The 16,786-nt window shown below is 72.1% G+C and carries 17 protein-coding genes; 7 read left to right on the top strand and 10 right to left on the bottom strand.

All coding sequences use genetic code 11. The features are described from left to right. Positions 1-79: 79 nt before the first annotated feature. Together ABEG17_RS04515 and guaB are read right to left on the bottom strand one after the other, a co-directional pair. Positions 80-1,201, bottom strand: coding sequence for a GuaB3 family IMP dehydrogenase-related protein (locus ABEG17_RS04515; protein WP_406832091.1), 1,122 nt, complete (start codon positions 1,199-1,201; stop codon positions 80-82). 140 nt (positions 1,202-1,341) lie between these two features. Further along, positions 1,342-2,898 carry an IMP dehydrogenase gene (guaB, locus tag ABEG17_RS04520; RefSeq protein WP_406832092.1) on the bottom strand — a complete coding sequence of 519 codons (1,557 nt, stop codon included), beginning with the start codon at positions 2,896-2,898 and terminating at the stop codon, positions 1,342-1,344. A 146-nt stretch (positions 2,899-3,044) separates the two neighbouring features. On the opposite strand from guaB, the gene ABEG17_RS04525 reads away from it, so the two are divergent. Both ABEG17_RS04525 and ABEG17_RS04530 read left to right on the top strand, forming a co-directional pair. Continuing rightward, positions 3,045-3,338, top strand: coding sequence for a WhiB family transcriptional regulator (locus ABEG17_RS04525; RefSeq protein WP_406832093.1), 294 nt, complete (start codon positions 3,045-3,047; stop codon positions 3,336-3,338). A 21-nt stretch (positions 3,339-3,359) separates the two neighbouring features. Then, positions 3,360-3,590, top strand: coding sequence for an RNA-binding S4 domain-containing protein (locus ABEG17_RS04530; protein ID WP_406832094.1), 231 nt, complete (start codon positions 3,360-3,362; stop codon positions 3,588-3,590). On the opposite strand, the gene ABEG17_RS04535 is transcribed toward ABEG17_RS04530, so the two are convergent. The 4 genes from ABEG17_RS04535 to groES all read right to left on the bottom strand — a co-directional run bounded on the left by ABEG17_RS04535 (position 3,587) and on the right by groES (position 7,548). Beyond that, positions 3,587-5,104: a sigma factor-like helix-turn-helix DNA-binding protein gene (locus ABEG17_RS04535; RefSeq protein ID WP_406832095.1), complete on the bottom strand. Its 1,518-nt coding sequence runs from the start codon at positions 5,102-5,104 to the stop codon at positions 3,587-3,589. The genes ABEG17_RS04530 and ABEG17_RS04535 overlap by 4 nt on opposite strands. A 91-nt stretch (positions 5,105-5,195) precedes the next feature. After that, entirely contained in the window at positions 5,196-5,330 is a 135-nt protein-coding gene (locus tag ABEG17_RS04540; RefSeq protein ID WP_406832096.1) for a hypothetical protein, read from the bottom strand. A 146-nt stretch (positions 5,331-5,476) separates the two neighbouring features. After that, positions 5,477-7,096 carry a chaperonin GroEL gene (gene groL / locus ABEG17_RS04545; protein ID WP_406832097.1) on the bottom strand — a complete coding sequence of 540 codons (1,620 nt, stop codon included), beginning with the start codon at positions 7,094-7,096 and terminating at the stop codon, positions 5,477-5,479. Positions 7,097-7,254: 158 nt separating this feature from the next. Next, on the bottom strand, positions 7,255-7,548 hold the full coding sequence (groES, locus tag ABEG17_RS04550) for a co-chaperone GroES (RefSeq protein ID WP_344193413.1): 294 nt from the start codon (positions 7,546-7,548) through the stop codon (positions 7,255-7,257). A gap of 286 nt (positions 7,549-7,834) precedes the next feature. Between groES and ABEG17_RS04555 the strand changes: the two genes are divergently transcribed. Then, complete coding sequence (locus ABEG17_RS04555) at positions 7,835-8,647, top strand: GNAT family N-acetyltransferase (RefSeq protein WP_406832098.1); 813 nt, start codon at positions 7,835-7,837, stop codon at positions 8,645-8,647. Positions 8,648-8,728: 81 nt separating this feature from the next. Continuing rightward, on the top strand, positions 8,729-9,961 hold the full coding sequence (locus ABEG17_RS04560; RefSeq protein WP_406832099.1) for a THUMP-like domain-containing protein: 1,233 nt from the start codon (positions 8,729-8,731) through the stop codon (positions 9,959-9,961). Positions 9,962-10,046: 85 nt separating this feature from the next. On the opposite strand, the gene ABEG17_RS04565 is transcribed toward ABEG17_RS04560, so the two are convergent. The 4 genes from ABEG17_RS04565 to ABEG17_RS04580 form a co-directional block, all read right to left on the bottom strand. Then, entirely contained in the window at positions 10,047-11,549 is a 1,503-nt protein-coding gene (locus ABEG17_RS04565) for an alkaline phosphatase PhoX (RefSeq protein WP_406832100.1), read from the bottom strand. 149 nt (positions 11,550-11,698) lie between these two features. Continuing rightward, entirely contained in the window at positions 11,699-12,520 is an 822-nt protein-coding gene (locus ABEG17_RS04570) for a PfkB family carbohydrate kinase (protein ID WP_406832101.1), read from the bottom strand. Beyond that, entirely contained in the window at positions 12,520-13,512 is a 993-nt protein-coding gene (locus ABEG17_RS04575; protein ID WP_406832102.1) for a nucleoside hydrolase, read from the bottom strand. Before ABEG17_RS04575 ends, ABEG17_RS04570 begins: the two co-directional genes overlap by 1 nt. A 21-nt stretch (positions 13,513-13,533) precedes the next feature. Next, entirely contained in the window at positions 13,534-14,133 is a 600-nt protein-coding gene (locus ABEG17_RS04580; protein WP_406832103.1) for a hypothetical protein, read from the bottom strand. A gap of 65 nt (positions 14,134-14,198) precedes the next feature. On the opposite strand from ABEG17_RS04580, the gene ABEG17_RS04585 reads away from it, so the two are divergent. Genes ABEG17_RS04585 through ABEG17_RS04595 form a run of 3 tightly spaced genes read left to right on the top strand, consistent with a single transcriptional unit; the run spans position 14,199 to position 16,770 of the window. Next, on the top strand, positions 14,199-15,062 hold the full coding sequence (locus ABEG17_RS04585; RefSeq protein ID WP_406832104.1) for a hypothetical protein: 864 nt from the start codon (positions 14,199-14,201) through the stop codon (positions 15,060-15,062). After that, entirely contained in the window at positions 15,059-15,445 is a 387-nt protein-coding gene (locus ABEG17_RS04590; protein WP_406832105.1) for a GntR family transcriptional regulator, read from the top strand. Before ABEG17_RS04585 ends, ABEG17_RS04590 begins: the two co-directional genes overlap by 4 nt. Before the next feature lie 41 nt (positions 15,446-15,486). Next, entirely contained in the window at positions 15,487-16,770 is a 1,284-nt protein-coding gene (locus ABEG17_RS04595; protein WP_406832106.1) for a glycoside hydrolase family 3 N-terminal domain-containing protein, read from the top strand. Positions 16,771-16,786 lie beyond the last annotated feature (16 nt).

Raw genomic sequence — 16,786 nt, forward strand, 5'->3', positions numbered from 1 at the left:
GATCTCACGGCTCCTGACGACGACGGCGACCCCGCCGGACCGTGCCGGTGGGGCCGCCGTCGTGAACGCGGGGCTGGACTCAGGTGGCCTGGTAGGGCGCCACCACGACCTCGACCCGCTGGAACTCCTTGAGGTCGGAGTAGCCGGTCGTGGCCATCGCCCGGCGCAGGGCGCCGATGAGGTTGGTTTGGCCGGTGGCCGTCCTGCCCGGGCCGAAGAGGATCTGCTCGAGCGGGGCCACCGCACCGACCTCGACGCGCGAGCCGCGCGGCAGCTCCTGGTGGTGGGCCTCGGGGCCCCAGTGCAGACCGCGGCCGGGTGCGTCGGTGGCGCGGGCGAGCGCCGCACCGAGCATGACGGCATCGGCACCGCAGGCGACGGCCTTGACGATGTCACCGCTGTCGCCCATGCCACCGTCGGCGATGACGTGCACGTAGCGGCCGCCGGACTCGTCGAGGTAGTCGCGCCGGGCCGCGGCGACGTCGGCGATGGCACTGGCCATCGGGGCGTGGATGCCCAGGGTGCGGCGCGTGGTGTGCGCCGCTCCCCCGCCGAACCCGACGAGGACACCGGCGGCACCGGTGCGCATGAGGTGCAGCGCGGCCGTGTAGGAGGCCGCGCCGCCGACGATGACGGGGACGTCGAGCTCATAGATGAAGCGCTTGAGGTTGAGCGGCTCGGCGCGACCCGAGACGTGCTCGGCGCTGACCGTGGTGCCGCGGATGACGAAGAGGTCGACCCCGGCGTCCACGACGTGCTTCCAGAACTGCTGGGTGCGCTGCGGGCTCAGGGCGCCGGCCACGGTGACACCGGCGGCACGCACCTGGCGCAGCCTCTCGACGATCAGCTCGGGCTGGATCTCGGCGGCGTAGATCTCCTGCATCCGCGCGGTGGCGGTGACGGGGTCGAGCGTGGCGATCTCAGCGAGCAGCGGCGACGGGTCGTCGTACCGGGTCCACAGGCCCTCGAGGTCGAGGACCGGCAGGCCGCCGAGGTTGCCGAGCTTGATGGCCGACTCGGGGCTCATCACCGAGTCCATCGGCGCCGCGATGACGGGGATGTCGAAGTGGTAGGCGTCGATCTGCCACCCCACCGACACCTCCTCGGGGTCGCGGGTGCGGCGGGACGGGACGACGGCGATGTCGTCGAAGGAGTAGGCCCGACGGCCGCGCTTGCCTCGGCCGATCTCGATCTCAGTCACCGGGCAAGGCTATCGGCCACGGGGCCCACCACGAAAAGCCCGATCGCGCCCCGGAACGCGCGCGGGCCGACAGCTCCTGCGTTTGGGGGCACGACAGTGAGGCACCGCTCACGGTTCTGCCCCCAAACGCGGAGTGAGGGTCAGCGGCTGCCGTAGTTGGGTGCCTCGACGGTCATCTGGATGTCGTGCGGGTGGCTCTCCTTGAGCCCCGCCGAGGTGATCCGGACGAACTTGCCGCGCGCCTGCAGCTCAGGGATGGTGTTGGCGCCGACGTAGAACATCGACTGCGCGAGCCCACCGACGAGCTGGTGGACGACGTTGCCGAGCGGGCCGCGGTAGGCGACCTGGCCCTCGATGCCCTCGGGCACGATCTTGTCGTCGCTGGCGACATCAGCCTGGAAGTAGCGGTCCTTGGAGTACGACTTCTTGCCGCGCGAGGCCATCGCGCCGAGCGAGCCCATGCCGCGGTAGGACTTGAACTGCTTGCCGTTGACGAAGATCAGGTCGCCGGGAGACTCCTCGCAGCCCGCCAGCAGCGACCCGAGCATCACGGTGTCGGCACCGGCCACGAGGGCCTTGGCGATGTCACCGGAGAACTGCAGGCCGCCGTCGCCGATGACCGGGACGCCGGCCCGGCGGCAGGCCAGGGACGCGTCGTGGATGGCGGTCACCTGCGGCACACCCACACCGGCGACGACGCGGGTGGTGCAGATCGAGCCCGGTCCGACGCCGACCTTGACGCCGTCGGCGCCGGCGTCGACGAGGGCCTGCGCCCCGGCCCGGGTCGCGACGTTGCCGCCGATGACCTGGACGTGGCGCGTGGCCGGGTCGGCCTTGAGCCGGCGGATCACGTCGAGCATGAGGCGGGCGTGACCGTTGGCGGTGTCGGCGACGAGGACGTCGACCCCGGCCTCGACGAGGGTCGTGGCGCGTTCCCAGGCGTCACCGAAGAACCCGATGGCGGCACCGACGAGGAGCCGGCCGTGGTCGTCCTTGCTGGCGTGCGGGAACTGCTCGGACTTCACGAAGTCCTTGACGGTGATGAGACCGGCGAGGCGACCCTGGTCGTCGACCAGCGGCAGGCGCTCGCGCTTGTGCTGGCGCAGCAGGGCGGTGGCGTCCTCGCGGGAGATGCCGACGGCGCCGGTGACCAGGGGCATGGGGGTCATGACGTCGCGCACCCGCGTGCCGGCCCACTCCGCGACGGGCGTGAAGCGCAGGTCGCGGTTGGTGATCATGCCGATCAGGGTGTTGTCCGGCTGCACGACCGGCAGGCCGGAGACGCGGTACTCGCCACAGATCCGGTCGAGCTCCTCAAGCGTCGCGTCGGGACCGATGACGATGGGGTTGCTGATCATCCCCGTCTGGGTCCGCTTGACGAGGTCGACCTGGTAGGCCTGGTCCTCGATGGACAGGTTGCGGTGCAGCACCCCGAGACCACCCTGGCGGGCCATGGCGATCGCCATCCGCGACTCGGTGACGGTGTCCATCGCCGCCGAGACCAGGGGGATGCGCAGCGAGATCTCGCGCGTCAGCCGCGCCGTGGTGTCGACGTCCGACGGGATGACGTCGGTCTCGCCGGGCAGCAGCAGGACGTCGTCGTAGGTCAACCCGAGCTTCGCGAAGGGGTCGTGGTCCTCGACGTCGGGGGCCTGCTGGGCGAGTTCGGGGAGGCGGTCGTCAAACCCAAGGCTCATTGCCCAATCGTAAGGCAGCCCGCCGGGTGCCTCGGACGTGGCGAGCCCTTGAACAACTCCATACGTTCTGAACAGGTTTGCGCAGGGTCTCCACGAGTAGGTTCCCGGAAGAGCGGCAGGTGGCCGCACGAGAGCTGAGGGAAGACATGGCTGAGTTGTCACGACTTCCGGGCCCGGTGGCCGACCTGTGGGACTGGCAGATGGAAGGGTCCTGCCGCCAGGTGAACCCCGAGGTCTTCTTCCACCCGGAGGGTGAACGCGGCCCGGCCCGCCGGTCCCGCGACTCCGAGGCCAAGGAGGTCTGTCTCGGCTGCCCCGTCCTGCAGCTCTGTCGCGAGCACGCGCTGCGCGTCCGCGAGCCGTACGGCGTCTGGGGTGCGATGACCGAGGACGACCGCGAGCGGCACTACTCCGGGCGGGCCGTCTCCGCCGCCAGCTGACCGCTCGTAGACTCACCTGTCGTGAGCGCTGAGCACGAGGTCCCCATCCGCGACGAGTCGATCAGGCTCGGTCAGCTGCTGAAGCTCGCCGGCGTCGTCGACGACGGCGCCATGGCGCGTTCGGTCATCGAGCTGGGCGAGGTCCTTGTCGACGGATCTCCTGAGGTCCGTCGCGGCGCCCAGGTCCGCCCCGGTCAGAGCGTCACCTTCGCGGGCGAGACGATCCGTGTGGTCGGCGGCGCACTGCCCTAGTTCGCGGCGAGAAGGGCGCGCAGCATGCTCGTGGTGTCGGCGCTGACCGGCCACAGGTCACGGGCGTGTCCGTCCACGGCGAACTCGCGTCCGCACACGCTGCTGAGCTCCACCAGGCGCCCGCTGTCGGTCCGCGCGCGGATCACGTAGCGCCACGCACCCTCGACGCAGGCACCCCGACGTGCGCGGCGCGAGCCGGACCGGGCGAGGTCGGCGTTGAGCTCGGCGAGCTCCGGGGTCCCCAGGACGTTGCCGCGCACCGGGTGGAACTTCGGTATGGCGCGTGGCCGCACCTGCGCCAGGGGGTGCAGGCACGCGGTGGCCTCGACCAGCACGGTCCCCTTCCTCAGCCCGGGACCGACTCCTGAGGGGTCCACCGGGTCATCCAACGTCGATGGGCAGCCGAGGAACCCCGCACTCGGGGGGCTGGTCCGTGCAGCCTGCTCGGCGGAGGCGACGTAGAACTGCGCCAGGGCCGGCCACCCGTCGCAGGCGAGGTCCTCGTTGGCCCACGTCGTCGTCGAGCCGTCCCGACCCAGCAGGAGGAGTCGGTAGGCGGGACCGTGCAGGAGGTCCGGGCAGCTCGCACCACTCCCCCTCGGCGACGGGGTCAGGGAGTCCAGGGCCACCGAGTCGGTCACGGGGGCGCCCGGGGGCAGGGCACCGCTCCATACCGATGCGCTGTCGGTCTCGGCACACACGAGGGCTGCGGCGAAGTGGGCGCTCAGCGGGGGCACGACCGGACGCGGCACCCCCGGGGAGCCTGACGAGCCGTCGCACGACAACGCCGTGGGCACCAGTGCTGGGGGCGGGCCGGGCGCCGGGCGCGCGTCTCCCGCCGGTTGCCGGGGCACCAGGCCGACGACGAGGACGGCGACCCCCAGGGCCGCGACCGCGAACACCCACCCGCGCAGCCCGCGCCACCGGGGCGCCGACGCCACCTCCGGGAGCAGCAGCAGGTCGACGGGCGGGTCGCTGGGGGCCAGCGACTCCAGCATCCCCCGCACACCGCGCTCGTCGTGGCCGAACCTGTCGTGCAGGAGGGCGAGGGCCGAGGCGAGGTGGCGGCGAACGCTGCCGACGTGCTCGTCCAGGAGGTCGGCGACCTGACCCTGCGAAAGTCCGTCGAAGAGGACCAGGACGACCACCACCCGCTGCACACGAGTCAGTGCGTCCAGCGGCTCCAGCCGGAGCGCCCGGGTCCGCTCGGCGACATCTGCCGGGCCGTGCTGCGCCGTCGTCGGTCCCTCCCCCTCGGGATCGGCACGTGAGCCCGGGCGGCGGCGCCGCAGGTGGGCCTGCACGAGGAACCTGCGCAGGTCGGTGTCGTAGGAGCCGGCCCCGTGCTCGGCCAGCTGCGACCACTGCGGCCTCGCCCGGTTCAGGGCAGCGCGCACGAGGCGCAGGGCCGCGGCGTCGTCGCCCACCAGGAGCCACGCGGTCCGGAGCAGGTCGCCGCCCCGGGCCACGACGTACTCGTCGAAACTCGGCCGGTCGACGACGTGCTCCGCCACGGCCACCTCACTGAGTGGTGCCGTCCCCCTGCGCGTCCGAAGGACGACCTCCCCAGCGTCGCACCGCGCGGACCCCCACGCCATACCTCGCTCAGGTCGCGGTGCGCAGCTCCGAAGGGCGGGTGCTGGACCACAGCATCACCAGGGAGGCGGCCGTCATGACCAGGACGGCACAGATGCTCCCGAGCGCCAGCACGGCCACGTCGACCCAAGGGGTGGGAACCATCACCAGGACCGAGTCCGGACCCCCCTCGGTAGCGTAGGTGGTGTAGCCGCGGTCCCCGAGGACATGCGCGAAGGCCCGCCCCCACCGAGGTGGGGACGGGCCTTCGAGAGGTATGGCGCGCAGTGACCCGCGCGCGTCAGCCTCGGTCAGTGACCGTGGCCGTGGCCGTGACCGCTGGCGGCGGCCTCCGGCTCCTCTTCCTTCTTCTCCACGACGAGGGTGTCGGTGGTCAGGACCATCGACGCGATCGACGCGGCGTTGCGCAGCGCGGAGCGGGTGACCTTGACCGGGTCGATGACGCCGGCCTTGATCAGGTTGACGTACTCGCCGGTCGCCGCGTTGAGGCCGTTGCCCGGCTCGAGCTCGGAGACCTTGGAGACGGCGACGTAGCCCTCGAGACCGGCGTTCTCGGCGATCCAGCGCAGCGGCTCGGCCGACGCCTTCTTGACGATGAGCGAACCGGTCGCCTCGTCGCCCTCGAGGCCGAGGTCGTCGATGACGGAGGAAGCGTGGACGAGGGCGGAGCCGCCACCGGCGACGATGCCCTCCTCGATGGCCGCACGGGTCGCCGAGATGGCGTCCTCGATGCGGTGCTTCTTCTCCTTGAGCTCGACCTCGGTGTGGGCACCGACCTTGATGACGCAGACGCCACCGGCGAGCTTGGCGAGGCGCTCCTGGAGCTTCTCGCGGTCCCAGTCGGAGTCGGTGCGCTCGATCTCGGCCTTGATCTGGTTGACCCGGCCGTCGACGTCGGACTTGTCGCCGCCACCGTCGATGATCGTCGTGTTGTCCTTGGTGACGACGACGCGGCGGGCCTGGCCCAGCACGTCGAGGTCGGCCTGGTCGAGCTTGAGCCCGACCTCCTCGGAGATGACCTGGCCGCCGGTGAGGACGGCGATGTCCTGGAGCATGGCCTTGCGGCGGTCGCCGAACCCGGGCGCCTTGACCGCGACGACGTTGAACGTGCCGCGGATCTTGTTGACCACCAGGGTCGACAGCGCCTCGCCGTCGATGTCCTCGGCGATGATCAGCAGCGGCTTGCCGGACTTGACGACCTTCTCCAGCACGGGGAGGACGTCGGAGATCGCCGAGATCTTGCCCTGGTTGATGAGGATGTAGGCATCCTCGACCACGGCCTCCATGCGCTCGGCGTCGGAGACGAAGTAGGGCGAGATGTAGCCCTTGTCGAACTGCATGCCCTCGGTGAACTCGAGCTCGGTCGTCGCGGTCGAGGACTCCTCGACGGTGATGACGCCATCCTTGCCGACCTTGTCGAACGCGTCGGCGATGGTGGAGCCGATGACCTGGTCCTGCGCGGAGAGCGCGGCGACCTGGGCGATCTCCTCCTTGCCCTCGATCTCGCGGGCGGTCTCGAGCAGACGGGCGGACACGGCCTCGACGGCCTTGTCGATGCCGCGCTTCAGCCCGGACGGGGCGGCGCCGGCGGCAACGTTGCGCAGGCCCTCCTTGACCATGGCCTGGGCGAGCACGGTGGCGGTGGTGGTGCCGTCACCCGCGACGTCGTTGGTCTTGGTGGCGACCTCCTTGGCGAGCTGGGCCCCGAGGTTCTCGTACGGGTCCTCGAGCTCGACCTCACGCGCGATGGTCACACCATCGTTGGTGATCGTGGGGGCGCCCCACTTCTTGTCGATGACGACGTTGCGGCCCTTCGGGCCGAGCGTCACCTTGACTGCGTTCGCGAGCGCGTCTACTCCGCGCTCAAGCGACTTGCGAGCGGAGTCGTTGAACTCCAGCGTCTTGGCCATGAGTGTCCTTCGTGTTCATTGGGTTTCAGCGCGATGCCGGCTGACGGCGCAGCCGGGACCGGCTGGGGCTGAACGGGGTGGAACGGGGCTGACGACGACAGCACGCCCCGGGCTGGCCCCAGCGGGGCCGCCGGGGCGTGCTGTCAGTGGTGCAGGTGTCAGCCGACGATGGCGAGGATGTCGCGAGCGGACAGGATGAGGTACTCCTGGCCGCCGTGCTTGATCTCGGTGCCGCCGTACTTGCTGTAGATGACCCGGTCGCCGACGGTGACGTCGAGCGGGACGCGGTTGCCGTTGTCGTCGATCCGGCCGGGACCGATCGCGAGGACCTCGCCCTCCTGGGGCTTCTCCTTCGCGGTGTCCGGGATGACGAGGCCGGACGCAGTGGTCTGCTCGGCCTCGACGGACTTGACGACGATGCGGTCTTCGAGCGGCTTGATGGAAACCGACACGTGATGACCTCCCCTTCGGGAATGTCGAAAGTGGACAGGGTGGATGGTGCTGGTACTGCGGGTGGTGCCGAGTGCTGCCTACCGGTCGCCGTCGCGGGGGTCGACCGACTGGCTGCGTTAGCACTCGACGAACCTGAGTGCCAACGCAAATCTAGGGTCGGACTAGCACTCGGTCAACTCGAGTGCCAGAAGTTTTCCCCGCGTTCGCCGAGGGCGGACGCCGCCCCGCTCGACGGGAGCACAAACCAGTTGCCACCGGGCGCGGGCAGCGGGCAGGTTCGTCCCCGTGACGAACCCTGCCGACCTCCTGCGTGCCTACGACGACCAGCTCCGTGACGAGGCCGAGACGCCCTCGGCGATCGCCGTCGAACGGCTGGGTCCGTTGCGGCTCGCGACGTTCCTCGGCGGCCGCGGGTTCATCACCTACTCGACCTTGGCCCAGGACGGGCGCCCGGCGACCGAGGCCTCGGTGGTGGCGCTCGTCGACGGCGCCCTGGCGCACTACGAGGCCGATCCCACCATCACCCGCGTCGAGTGGAAGACCCGCGGCCACGACCACGCGCCAGGCCTGCACGAGGCCCTCGTGGCCCGCGGGTTCGTGGCCGACGAGCCCGAGTCGGTGATGGTCGGCGAGGCGAGGCTGCTCGCCGTCGACGTCGAGCTGACCGACGACGTGGTCGTCCGGCAGGTCACCGACGAGGACGACGTCCGTGCCATGTGCGACATGCAGGCCGAGGTCTTCGGCGACTCGCCGCAGTTCGCCGCCTCGATGCTCGAGCAGGTCCTGCACCGCCTGCGGACCCGCGACGACATGGAGATGTGGGTCGCCGAGGTCGACGGCGAGATCGTGAGCGCGGGACGCCTCGAGCCGGTGGGCGGCACGGAGTTCGCCGGGATCTGGGGCGGCGCCACCCGTCCCGGATTCCGGGGTCGCGGCATCTACCGCGCGCTCACGGCAGCCCGCGCCCGCTCCGCCCTCGCGCACGGCAAGCGCTACCTCAACAGCGACTCCACGGAGTTCTCGCGCCCCATCCTCGAGCGGTCCGGCCTCGTGAAGGTGTCCACCACCACGCCATACGAGTGGCGTCGCGACCGCTGAGCCCACGGGGCGACCCGATGGCCACGGACATCCGCCGGGCTGGCCCCGCACCGGCTGCCGGCATGCACCAGAATGCTCGCCATGGACCTTCCCCTGCTGCGCCGGCTGACGACCGGCGAGGGGTGGGGGCTGCTGCAGTCGCTGCCGCCCTACGACCAGGCCACCGCCCTGCCGTTGCAGCAGCGCCTGCGCGACGCTGGGTTCGAGCCCGACCTCGTGGCGGCGGCGCTCAACCAGGCCCGGCTGCGCGAGAAGGCCACCGCCAAGTTCGGGGAGTTCGCCCGCGGGATGGTGTTCACCTCCGACGGCCTCGAGCAGGCCACACGCCTCGGGGTTGCCGCCCAGCACGCCCAGCGCTTCCGCGCCGCCGGCATCCACACCGTCCACGACCTCGGCTGCGGCATCGGGGCCGACGCCATGGCGATGGCCGGGCTCGACCTGCGGGTGCACGCCATCGACGCCGACGAGGTCACCGCCGCGATCGCCGCGGTCAACCTGCGGCACTGGCCGCACTCGACCGCCGAGCAGGGTCTGGCCGAGGAGTTCACGGCCCCGGCCGGCGAGGGCGCGCGCGGTGTCGGCGTGTGGCTCGACCCGGCCCGTCGGACGCCCGGCGTCGCCGACATCACCGGCCGGACCCGCCGGCTGTTCCGGCTCGAGGAGATCTCGCCGTCCTGGGCGACCGTGCAGGAGCTCGCGAAGGCGCTCCCCGCGACCGGGGCCAAGCTCAGCCCGGGGTTCCCCCACGCGGCCGTCCCCGCCGGCGCGGAGGCGCAGTGGACCTCGGTGGACGGCGAGGTCGTGGAGTGCACCGTGTGGTTCGGTCCGCTGGTCCACACGGCCGGCCGGACCGCCGCCGTGCTGCGCGAGGGTGCCTCCCCGGTGCTCGTCACCGAGCGGGACGGCGAGCCGAGCGCGCCGACCCTGACCAACCTCGCCGACGTCGGTGGCTGGCTCTACGAACCCGACAAGGCCGTGCTGCGGGCCGGCCTGGTCCCCGCCCTCACCGCGGCCACCGGAGGTGCCGAGCTCGACCTGGGCGTGGGTTACGTCGGCTCCTCCCGGTCCGTCGAGGTCCCCTACGCACGCCGGTATGCCGTCGTCGAGGCCATGCCCTTCAACGTCAAGGCCCTGCGCGGCTGGTTGCGCGACCACGGGATCGACCGGTTGACGATCAAGAAGCGCGGGGTGAGCGTCGACGCCGACCAGCTGCGCCGCCAGCTGCGCCTGCCGGCCCGGGGCCGGACGGAGGCGATCGTCGTGCTGACCCGGGTCCGCAGCAACCAGGTCGCGCTGATCGTCACGCCGTCCTGACCTCTGACCGCAGGGCTGCCCGGTCCTGCAGGACAGGGCCCCGCGGCATGTCGCGGGGCCCGGTTCCTGCAGGACGTCGGGCGCCTCAGCCGAGGTAGGTCCGCCAGGGCCCCGTGATGGCGAAGACGTGCCCGGGCTCCTGGACGTTGCCGAAGAGCACCTGGCCGTCCGGGGAGAAGCAAGGGCCGGTCATCTCGCTGTAGACCGCCACCCCGGCGGCGGTGCGCTCCTGGACGATGAGGTTGCGCGCGATGGCCTGCGTGCCCGTGGACCTGCTCCACGACAGGAGGTGGTTGGCCGTGTTGCCGTCCTCGGTCAGGACGAGGCTGCCGTACGGCGACACGTGGCACCCGTCGGGGCCGTCGAAGGCCAGGTCGAGGCTGCGACCCAGACCGGTCTCGGGGTCGATGGTCTCGCTGTGCAGCAGCGGGTTGTAGGGGTAGTAGGCGACCAGGGTGAGGGTCGACGACGCGTACTCGTAGTACCAGAGCTGTCCGTCGTGGGGGGTGGCGTCAGCCGGCAGGTCACCGGCGGCGAACGCGAAGCTCGCCACGAAGTACATGCCCTTCGTGTCGCCCCAGGCGCCCTCGAGCTTCTTGGAGTGGGTGACGGTGCCGTCGGCGAACTGCTTGCGCAGCGAGGTGTCCTTGGCGTGACGGTCCGGGACGCGCACCCACCTGGTCGCGAACGGCCGGCCGATCTGGGCGGCGGTGACGTAGGCGAGGTCCGGAAGGACACCGCCGTCGGGCGCCACCACGGCCAGCGCCTCGAGGGTGCCGTCGTTCGGCCGCAGGTGGTCGGCGATCCCGGCGCGCAGCGTGTACCCGCTCGGTGCCGTCCAGCGGTAGACGAGGCCGGTGGGCTTGCTCGCGTCCTCGGTGAGGTAGACGCGACGACGGCTGGGCTCGACCACGACGGCCTCGTGGGGCGCACGGCCCCAGGCGGCAATGGGGCGCGGCACCTGGTCCCTGGGCTGCCCGGCGAAGACCTCGAAGACGTAGCCGTGGTCCTTCTCCAGGGTGCCGGTGCCGGCCTTGGACTCGGACTCCTCACAGGTCAGCCAGCTGCCCCACGGGGTGGGCCCGCCGGCGCAGTTGCTGATCGTCCCGGACAACCCGACCCACTCCGAGACGCGGGCGCCGCGGCGCGTGGTCTCGATGACCGTGCATCCGCCACCGAGGGCGCCGCGGTCGTAGACCGTGCCGTCTACGAACGGGACAGGAGCGCTGCTGCCCGGTGACGCCTCGTGGTTCTGGATGAGGCGGTAACCGCGCGGGCCGGCGACGGCGAGGGTGCCGTCCGGGCGCTCAGGCGTGGTGCCGACGGCCTTTCCGGTGCCGTCGTGCACCTCGGTGCTGCCGGAGATCGCGACGGCGGTGGCCGAGAACCCCCGGGGCAGCGCCAGGAGGTCCCCCTCGGCGTGGGCCAGCGGGGGGAAGAGCCGGCGACGCGAGCCCTCCCCCCTGTCGTGCTCGCGCGATGAGTCGGGGGCGGCGAGGGCCGAGGCGGGCCGGAGTGCACCGGCGACGACTAGGCCCGCTCCGGTGGCGGCACCGGAGGTGAGCAGGGAGCGACGGGAAAGAGGCATGGGAAGTCCGTTCTGGAGCGGGTGGGTGCGGCCACTGATCGCAGCGAGCCCATCCGACTCCCCGCGGGTGAACTCCGCGCGACATCGCGACGAAACCTGGGTGGCCGGTGGTCAACCCCTCACCCCCTTCGAGGCCTTCCCGCACGCCGCTACAGGACGGGGTCGGACTGGGCGCCCGTGCGGCGCACGGCCGCAGCACCGGCCGCGCTCGCCCTCGACACCGCCTCGCCGCGGTCGGCTCCCTCCGCGAGGGCAGCAGCCAGCGCACCGCAGAACGCATCTCCGGCGCCGGTCGTGTCGACGACGTCCTCGGCGGCCACCGCGACACCGTCATGCCGGACACCGTCCCAGCTCGAGCCCGCGGCTCCGAACGTGACGAGCAGGGACGTGGGCACGACGTCGGAGTCCGCCAGCAGCATCGCCTCGTGCTCGTTGACGACCAGCGGGTCGGCCAGGGCAGCGACGTCGTGCGGCAGGGCTGCATACGGTGCGGCGTTGATGACCACGCGCGCGCCGCGTGCGTGCGCGGCCCGGGCGGCCCGGGCGACGACCGGGATCGGCACCTCGAGCTGGGCGAGCAGCACGTCACCGGGCCCGAGGTCGGGCAGCTCGGGCGTGACGTGGGCGTTGGCGCCGGCGATCACGACGATGGAGTTCTCGGCGTCGTCATCAACGACGATCCAGGCCTGGCCGGTGGGGTGCCCGTCGACGACGCGGACCGCGTCCACGTCGATCCCGCGGCCACGCAGGCGGGAGAGGTATGCCGCGCCGGGCTCGTCCTCACCCACCGCGCCGACGAGGAGGACGTCGGCGCCGGCCTCTGCGGCGGCGAGCGCCTGGTTGCCACCCTTGCCACCGGCATACCGCTCGACCGCGCCGTCGGCGAGGACCGTCTCCCCGGGGCGCGGGTGCCGTTCGACGTGGGTGACGAGGTCGACGTTGAGCGACCCGATGACGACGACGCGACCCATCAGCTCGTCCTTCCCGAGACGGTGTCGAGCCAGAGGTCGGCGTAGCGCCGGGCATCCACCTCGAGGCAGACGTCGATGGTGGAACGCGCTTGGCCGTGCGGGTCGTGGGACAGGTCGCCGGTCCAGTCGCGGCGGTCCACGATGGTGCGGCCGCGCGACCACGTGCCCGCGAGCTCGACCCGGACCGGCAGCTTCTCGCGCTGCACGCCCTCGGGCGCCAGCACCGCGCAGACCGCGCCCGCGTCGCCGATCGTGGCCGAGTCGGACCCGAAGCGGTCGCACTGGAAGGCGACCAGCCGTCCGGCCAGCTCGGCGGCGCCGTGGCCACCGCCTGCGACGAGGTCGGCCGCCTCCTCGCGGGAGATGCGGGGCTCGTAGAAGACGTCGAGGCCGTACATCGTGACGGCGATGTCGAGGTCGGCGCAGGCGTCGAGCACCACGGCGGCTGCCTCGGGGTCGTGGAAGACGTTGAACTCCGCCGAGGCGGTCGCATTGCCCACGTGGGCGGCGCCACCCATGAAGACGATCTCGCGCAGGCCCCTGGCTGCCTCCGGATAGGTGCGCAGCAGCAGCGCGATGTTGGTCAGGGGCGCCAACGGCACGAGGGTGACGAGGTCGTCGGCGCCCCGGGCCGCTGCATCGAGGAGCACGTCCCGCAACACCTCGACAGCGTGGCGACCGTCAGGCTCCCGCTGCGACTTCGGCCAGTCGAGGTCGCCCATGCCGTCCTGACCGTGCACGTGGCGGGCGTCGACGGACTCCTCGAGCAGTGGGCGCTCGGCGCCACGGGCCACCACCACGTCCGGGCGACGAGCCGCGTCGAGCACCCTGAGGGTGTTGGCGACGACGGCGTCGACCGGGGCGTTGCCGCCGACACAGGTCACGGCGCGCAGCTCCAGCCCGGGGTGCAGCGCTGCGAGCAGCAGGGCGCAGGCGTCGTCGACACCGGTGTCGACGTCGAGGACGACAGGGACGACGGAGCTGGATGCCATGCCCGCGATCCTGCCAGAGGGTCAGCCCGTCGGCCCCGTGTCGGACGGGTCGACCCCACACGCGAACAGGGCCATGTCGCCCAGCCCCGACGGAGGAGTCACGGTGGTCCGGGTCATCCCCCAGGGCCTGGCCACGACCACCGTCACACCGGCGCCGAACCAGTGCTCGTCACCGGCCCGCCGAGCAGCAGGGACCAGACGTCTGCAGTCGGTGGCGTGCAGCGTCAGCTCGACGTGCTGCGTCGAACGGGCCGCCACGACCGGCTTCGCAGGGACGCTGCGAACCACCTCGAGCCCGGGCAGCGGCGATTCGAAGTGGTCGACCTGCTCCCTCAGGAGCCCTGCGTTGTGCAGCTCGAAGCTCAGGGTGGAGGTCCGTGCCTTGGCGTCGCCAGAGCCACCGCTGGACATCCCTCCGTCCAGGCGAGGCGTGAGGACCCCGCCCCAGGACAACACGCTCGCGACGACCACCACGGCCGCAACCAACCCGGCAGCCCGGATCAGCGCGCGGCGTTCCTGCGCCGACGCCCGTTGACCTTCCACGGCGATCTCGCGCCACACCTCGTCGCTGACGCCGTATGCCGTCGCGCCGCCACCTGCCCCCGTCTGCTCCCCGGTCATGGTGAGCAATGTATCAGTGTGTTGCTACATTGACACAAGAGTTCCTGCTGCTGCATGGTGGGCCCATGGCCTCTCGCTTCGCGTTCCTCATCGTCGTCGCGCTCCTCGGTGGTGCCACGCTGGTCGCTCTTTCCCTCAGGGCCACCGCGCCGGTGAGCCTCACCCGGACGCGTCGCTTCGCCCGCCGGCAGGAGCTGCTCGTCACGGTGGGCAACGGCCCCCTGGTGGTCCGGGCACTCACCGTGACGCACCGTTGGCGGGTGCTGGGCCTGACGACCGGGGTGCTCCTCGGCCTCCTCTGGGCCCTGCGCGACGCGCGACTCACCATCAACTTCGCGGCGGCGTTCCTCGGCTGGTTCGTCGGTGCTGTGATCGCCGAGTGGAGGCTCGCCGGCCTCCCCGTCGAGGGTGGGCGTCGGACGGCCTCACTCGCGCGCCGCACGGTCTGGGGCTACCTGCGACGCGACAGCACCGTCCTGCTCGCGCTGACCTGCCTCGCCCTCCTCGGGCTCTTCGTCACCGTCTCGCTCAGGTCGGGGGGACACGAGGCGGTGCTCGGACAGGCCCTGGGCTGGCTGGCGGCCGCCGCGCTCGGGCTGGGCGCGGTGTGGGCGACCCTGGCGCGGGTGGCCGGCCGCCCCCAGCCCGGGTCGACGCCCGAGCTGGTCGCGGCTGACGACGCGCTGCGGGCCCGCAGCGCGAACGTCCTGGCTGGTTCGGCCATCGTCGCGGCCGGCTACCCGGCCGCCAGCCTCCTCGCCCTCATGGGGTCGACCACCACCGGCGACGCCGCCCAGGGCTGGGCCGGAGCGAGCCTGGTCTCGACCCTGATCACCGTCGTGGTCGGGTGGCTGGTCGCGGTCAGCCGCAGCCCCGTCCGCAGCCGGGCTGCCTTCGACCCCAGGGCTGCGACCGGCGCCGCCCGGTGAGCGAAGCCGTCGTCATCGACATCGACACCGAGAGCGCGGTCCCGGCATTCGAGCAGCTGCGCACCCAGCTCGCCGACATGATCCGCTCCGGCGCCCTCGCGACCGGCACCAGGCTGCCCAGCATCCGCCAGCTGGCCTCCGACCTCGGCCTCGCCCCGGGCACCGTCGCCCGCGCCTTCCGCGAGCTCGAGTCCGAGGACCTCGTGACCAGCCGAGTGCGGCACGGCACCGTGGTGGCGCCCGTGCGCCATACGGCGGCGCAGTCGCGCGACCAGCTCGAGGAGGCCGCACGGGCCTTCGCGCTCGCGGCCCGACGGCTCGGCCGTTCCGACCAGCAGGCTCTCGACGCGGTGCGTGAGCAGCTCGGACGGCTCGGCACCTGAACGGTTTCGTCGCGGCGCTCGCGCCGGGATAGGTTCGATCGGTGAGAGCCCGCCCCGCCCGTGTCCTGCGGACCCTCGCTGTCGTCACCCTTGCCTCCCTCGTCGCTGCGGCCTGTGACACCGGCACCCCGGCCGCGGGGCGCAGCACGACAGCCGGTCCGCCCTCCTCGACGACACCTGCTGCGCCGCCGACGACCTCGAGCCCATCGGCGACCTCGAGCGCGACCACCACAGCGACCACCACGGCGACGACCACCGCGTCACCGAGCAGCAGCACCGCTGCCGCGTCGTGCGGCCAACGGCTCGCCGCGCGGATGACCCCGGCGCAGCGGGCCGGTCAGCTGCTCATGGTCGGCCTCCAGCCGACCGGCAGCGCGAGTCGCCTTGCGGCACAAGCGAAGTCGCAACACCTCGGCGGCGTGATCTACCTCGGCGGCTGGTCCGGGGGCGCCGCCTCGATGGCGCGCATCTCCGCCCGGCTCCAGCAGGGCGCGGCCGGCTCGCTGCTCATCGCCGCCGACCAGGAGGGCGGTCAGGTGCAACAGCTCAAGGGGCCGGGGTTCAGCCAGATGCCCTCCGCCCGCGCACAGTCGAGCTCCGGGGTCCAGACCGAAGAAGCCAACGTCCGCGCCTGGTCCCGCGAGCTCGCCAGGGCCGGCGTCACGACCAACCTCGCCCCGGTCGCCGACACCGTGCCCACCTCGCTGGGCGCCGCCAACCAGCCCATCGGCCGCTACCGCCGCGACTTCGTCCCCGGGTCACCCAAGGCCAACGCCACGTATGTCGCGGCCTTCGTCCGGGGGTCCCTCGCCGCCGACGTCATCCCGACCGTCAAGCACTTCCCCGGCCTCGGCCGAATCACCGGCAACACCGACGTCACGACCGTGGGGACTACGGACTCCACGACGGACGCACACGACAGCTATCTGCAGCCGTTCGCCGCAGGGATCAAGGCGGGGGCGCCGGTGGTCATGGTGTCGTCCGCGAGGTACTCGAAGCTCGACCCCGACAACCGGGCGATGTTCTCCCGCGCCATCATCACCGGGTTGCTGCGCGACCAGCTGGGTTTCGACGGTGTCGTCATCACCGACGACGTCGGTGCGGCCAAGGCCGTGGCCGCGGTCCCGGTCGGCGAGCGGGCGACGCGGTTCATCGCGGCAGGTGGTGACATCGTGCTGACCGCGAGGTCCGATCAGGCCGGCCCCATGCTCGGGGCCATCGCCCGCACGCGGGCCGCCAGCCCTGCCTTCGCACGGCAGGTCGACGCCGCCGCCGCCCGGGTGCTGGACCTCAAGGCCCGCTCCGGCCTCGTCACCTGCCGCTGACCGGCATTTCCTGCCC

The sequence above is a fragment of the Pedococcus sp. KACC 23699 genome (genome assembly GCF_045348425.1).
Classification (GTDB): domain Bacteria; phylum Actinomycetota; class Actinomycetes; order Actinomycetales; family Dermatophilaceae; genus Pedococcus.

Bases quoted from the DNA above. Each gene is read 5' to 3' on its own strand.
- ABEG17_RS04540 (WP_406832096.1), bottom strand. From the start codon at position 5,330: ATGGTTCCCACCCCTTGGGTCGACGTGGCCGTGCTGGCGCTCGGGAGC.
- ABEG17_RS04525 (WP_406832093.1), top strand. From the start codon at position 3,045: ATGGCTGAGTTGTCACGACTTCCGGGCCCGGTGGCCGACCTGTGGGAC.
- groL (WP_406832097.1), bottom strand. From the start codon at position 7,096: ATGGCCAAGACGCTGGAGTTCAACGACTCCGCTCGCAAGTCGCTTGAG.
- ABEG17_RS04580 (WP_406832103.1), bottom strand. From the start codon at position 14,133: ATGACCGGGGAGCAGACGGGGGCAGGTGGCGGCGCGACGGCATACGGC.
- ABEG17_RS04565 (WP_406832100.1), bottom strand. From the start codon at position 11,549: ATGCCTCTTTCCCGTCGCTCCCTGCTCACCTCCGGTGCCGCCACCGGA.
- ABEG17_RS04585 (WP_406832104.1), top strand. From the start codon at position 14,199: ATGGCCTCTCGCTTCGCGTTCCTCATCGTCGTCGCGCTCCTCGGTGGT.
- ABEG17_RS04575 (WP_406832102.1), bottom strand. From the start codon at position 13,512: ATGGCATCCAGCTCCGTCGTCCCTGTCGTCCTCGACGTCGACACCGGT.
- ABEG17_RS04570 (WP_406832101.1), bottom strand. From the start codon at position 12,520: ATGGGTCGCGTCGTCGTCATCGGGTCGCTCAACGTCGACCTCGTCACC.
- ABEG17_RS04560 (WP_406832099.1), top strand. From the start codon at position 8,729: ATGGACCTTCCCCTGCTGCGCCGGCTGACGACCGGCGAGGGGTGGGGG.
- guaB (WP_406832092.1), bottom strand. From the start codon at position 2,898: ATGAGCCTTGGGTTTGACGACCGCCTCCCCGAACTCGCCCAGCAGGCC.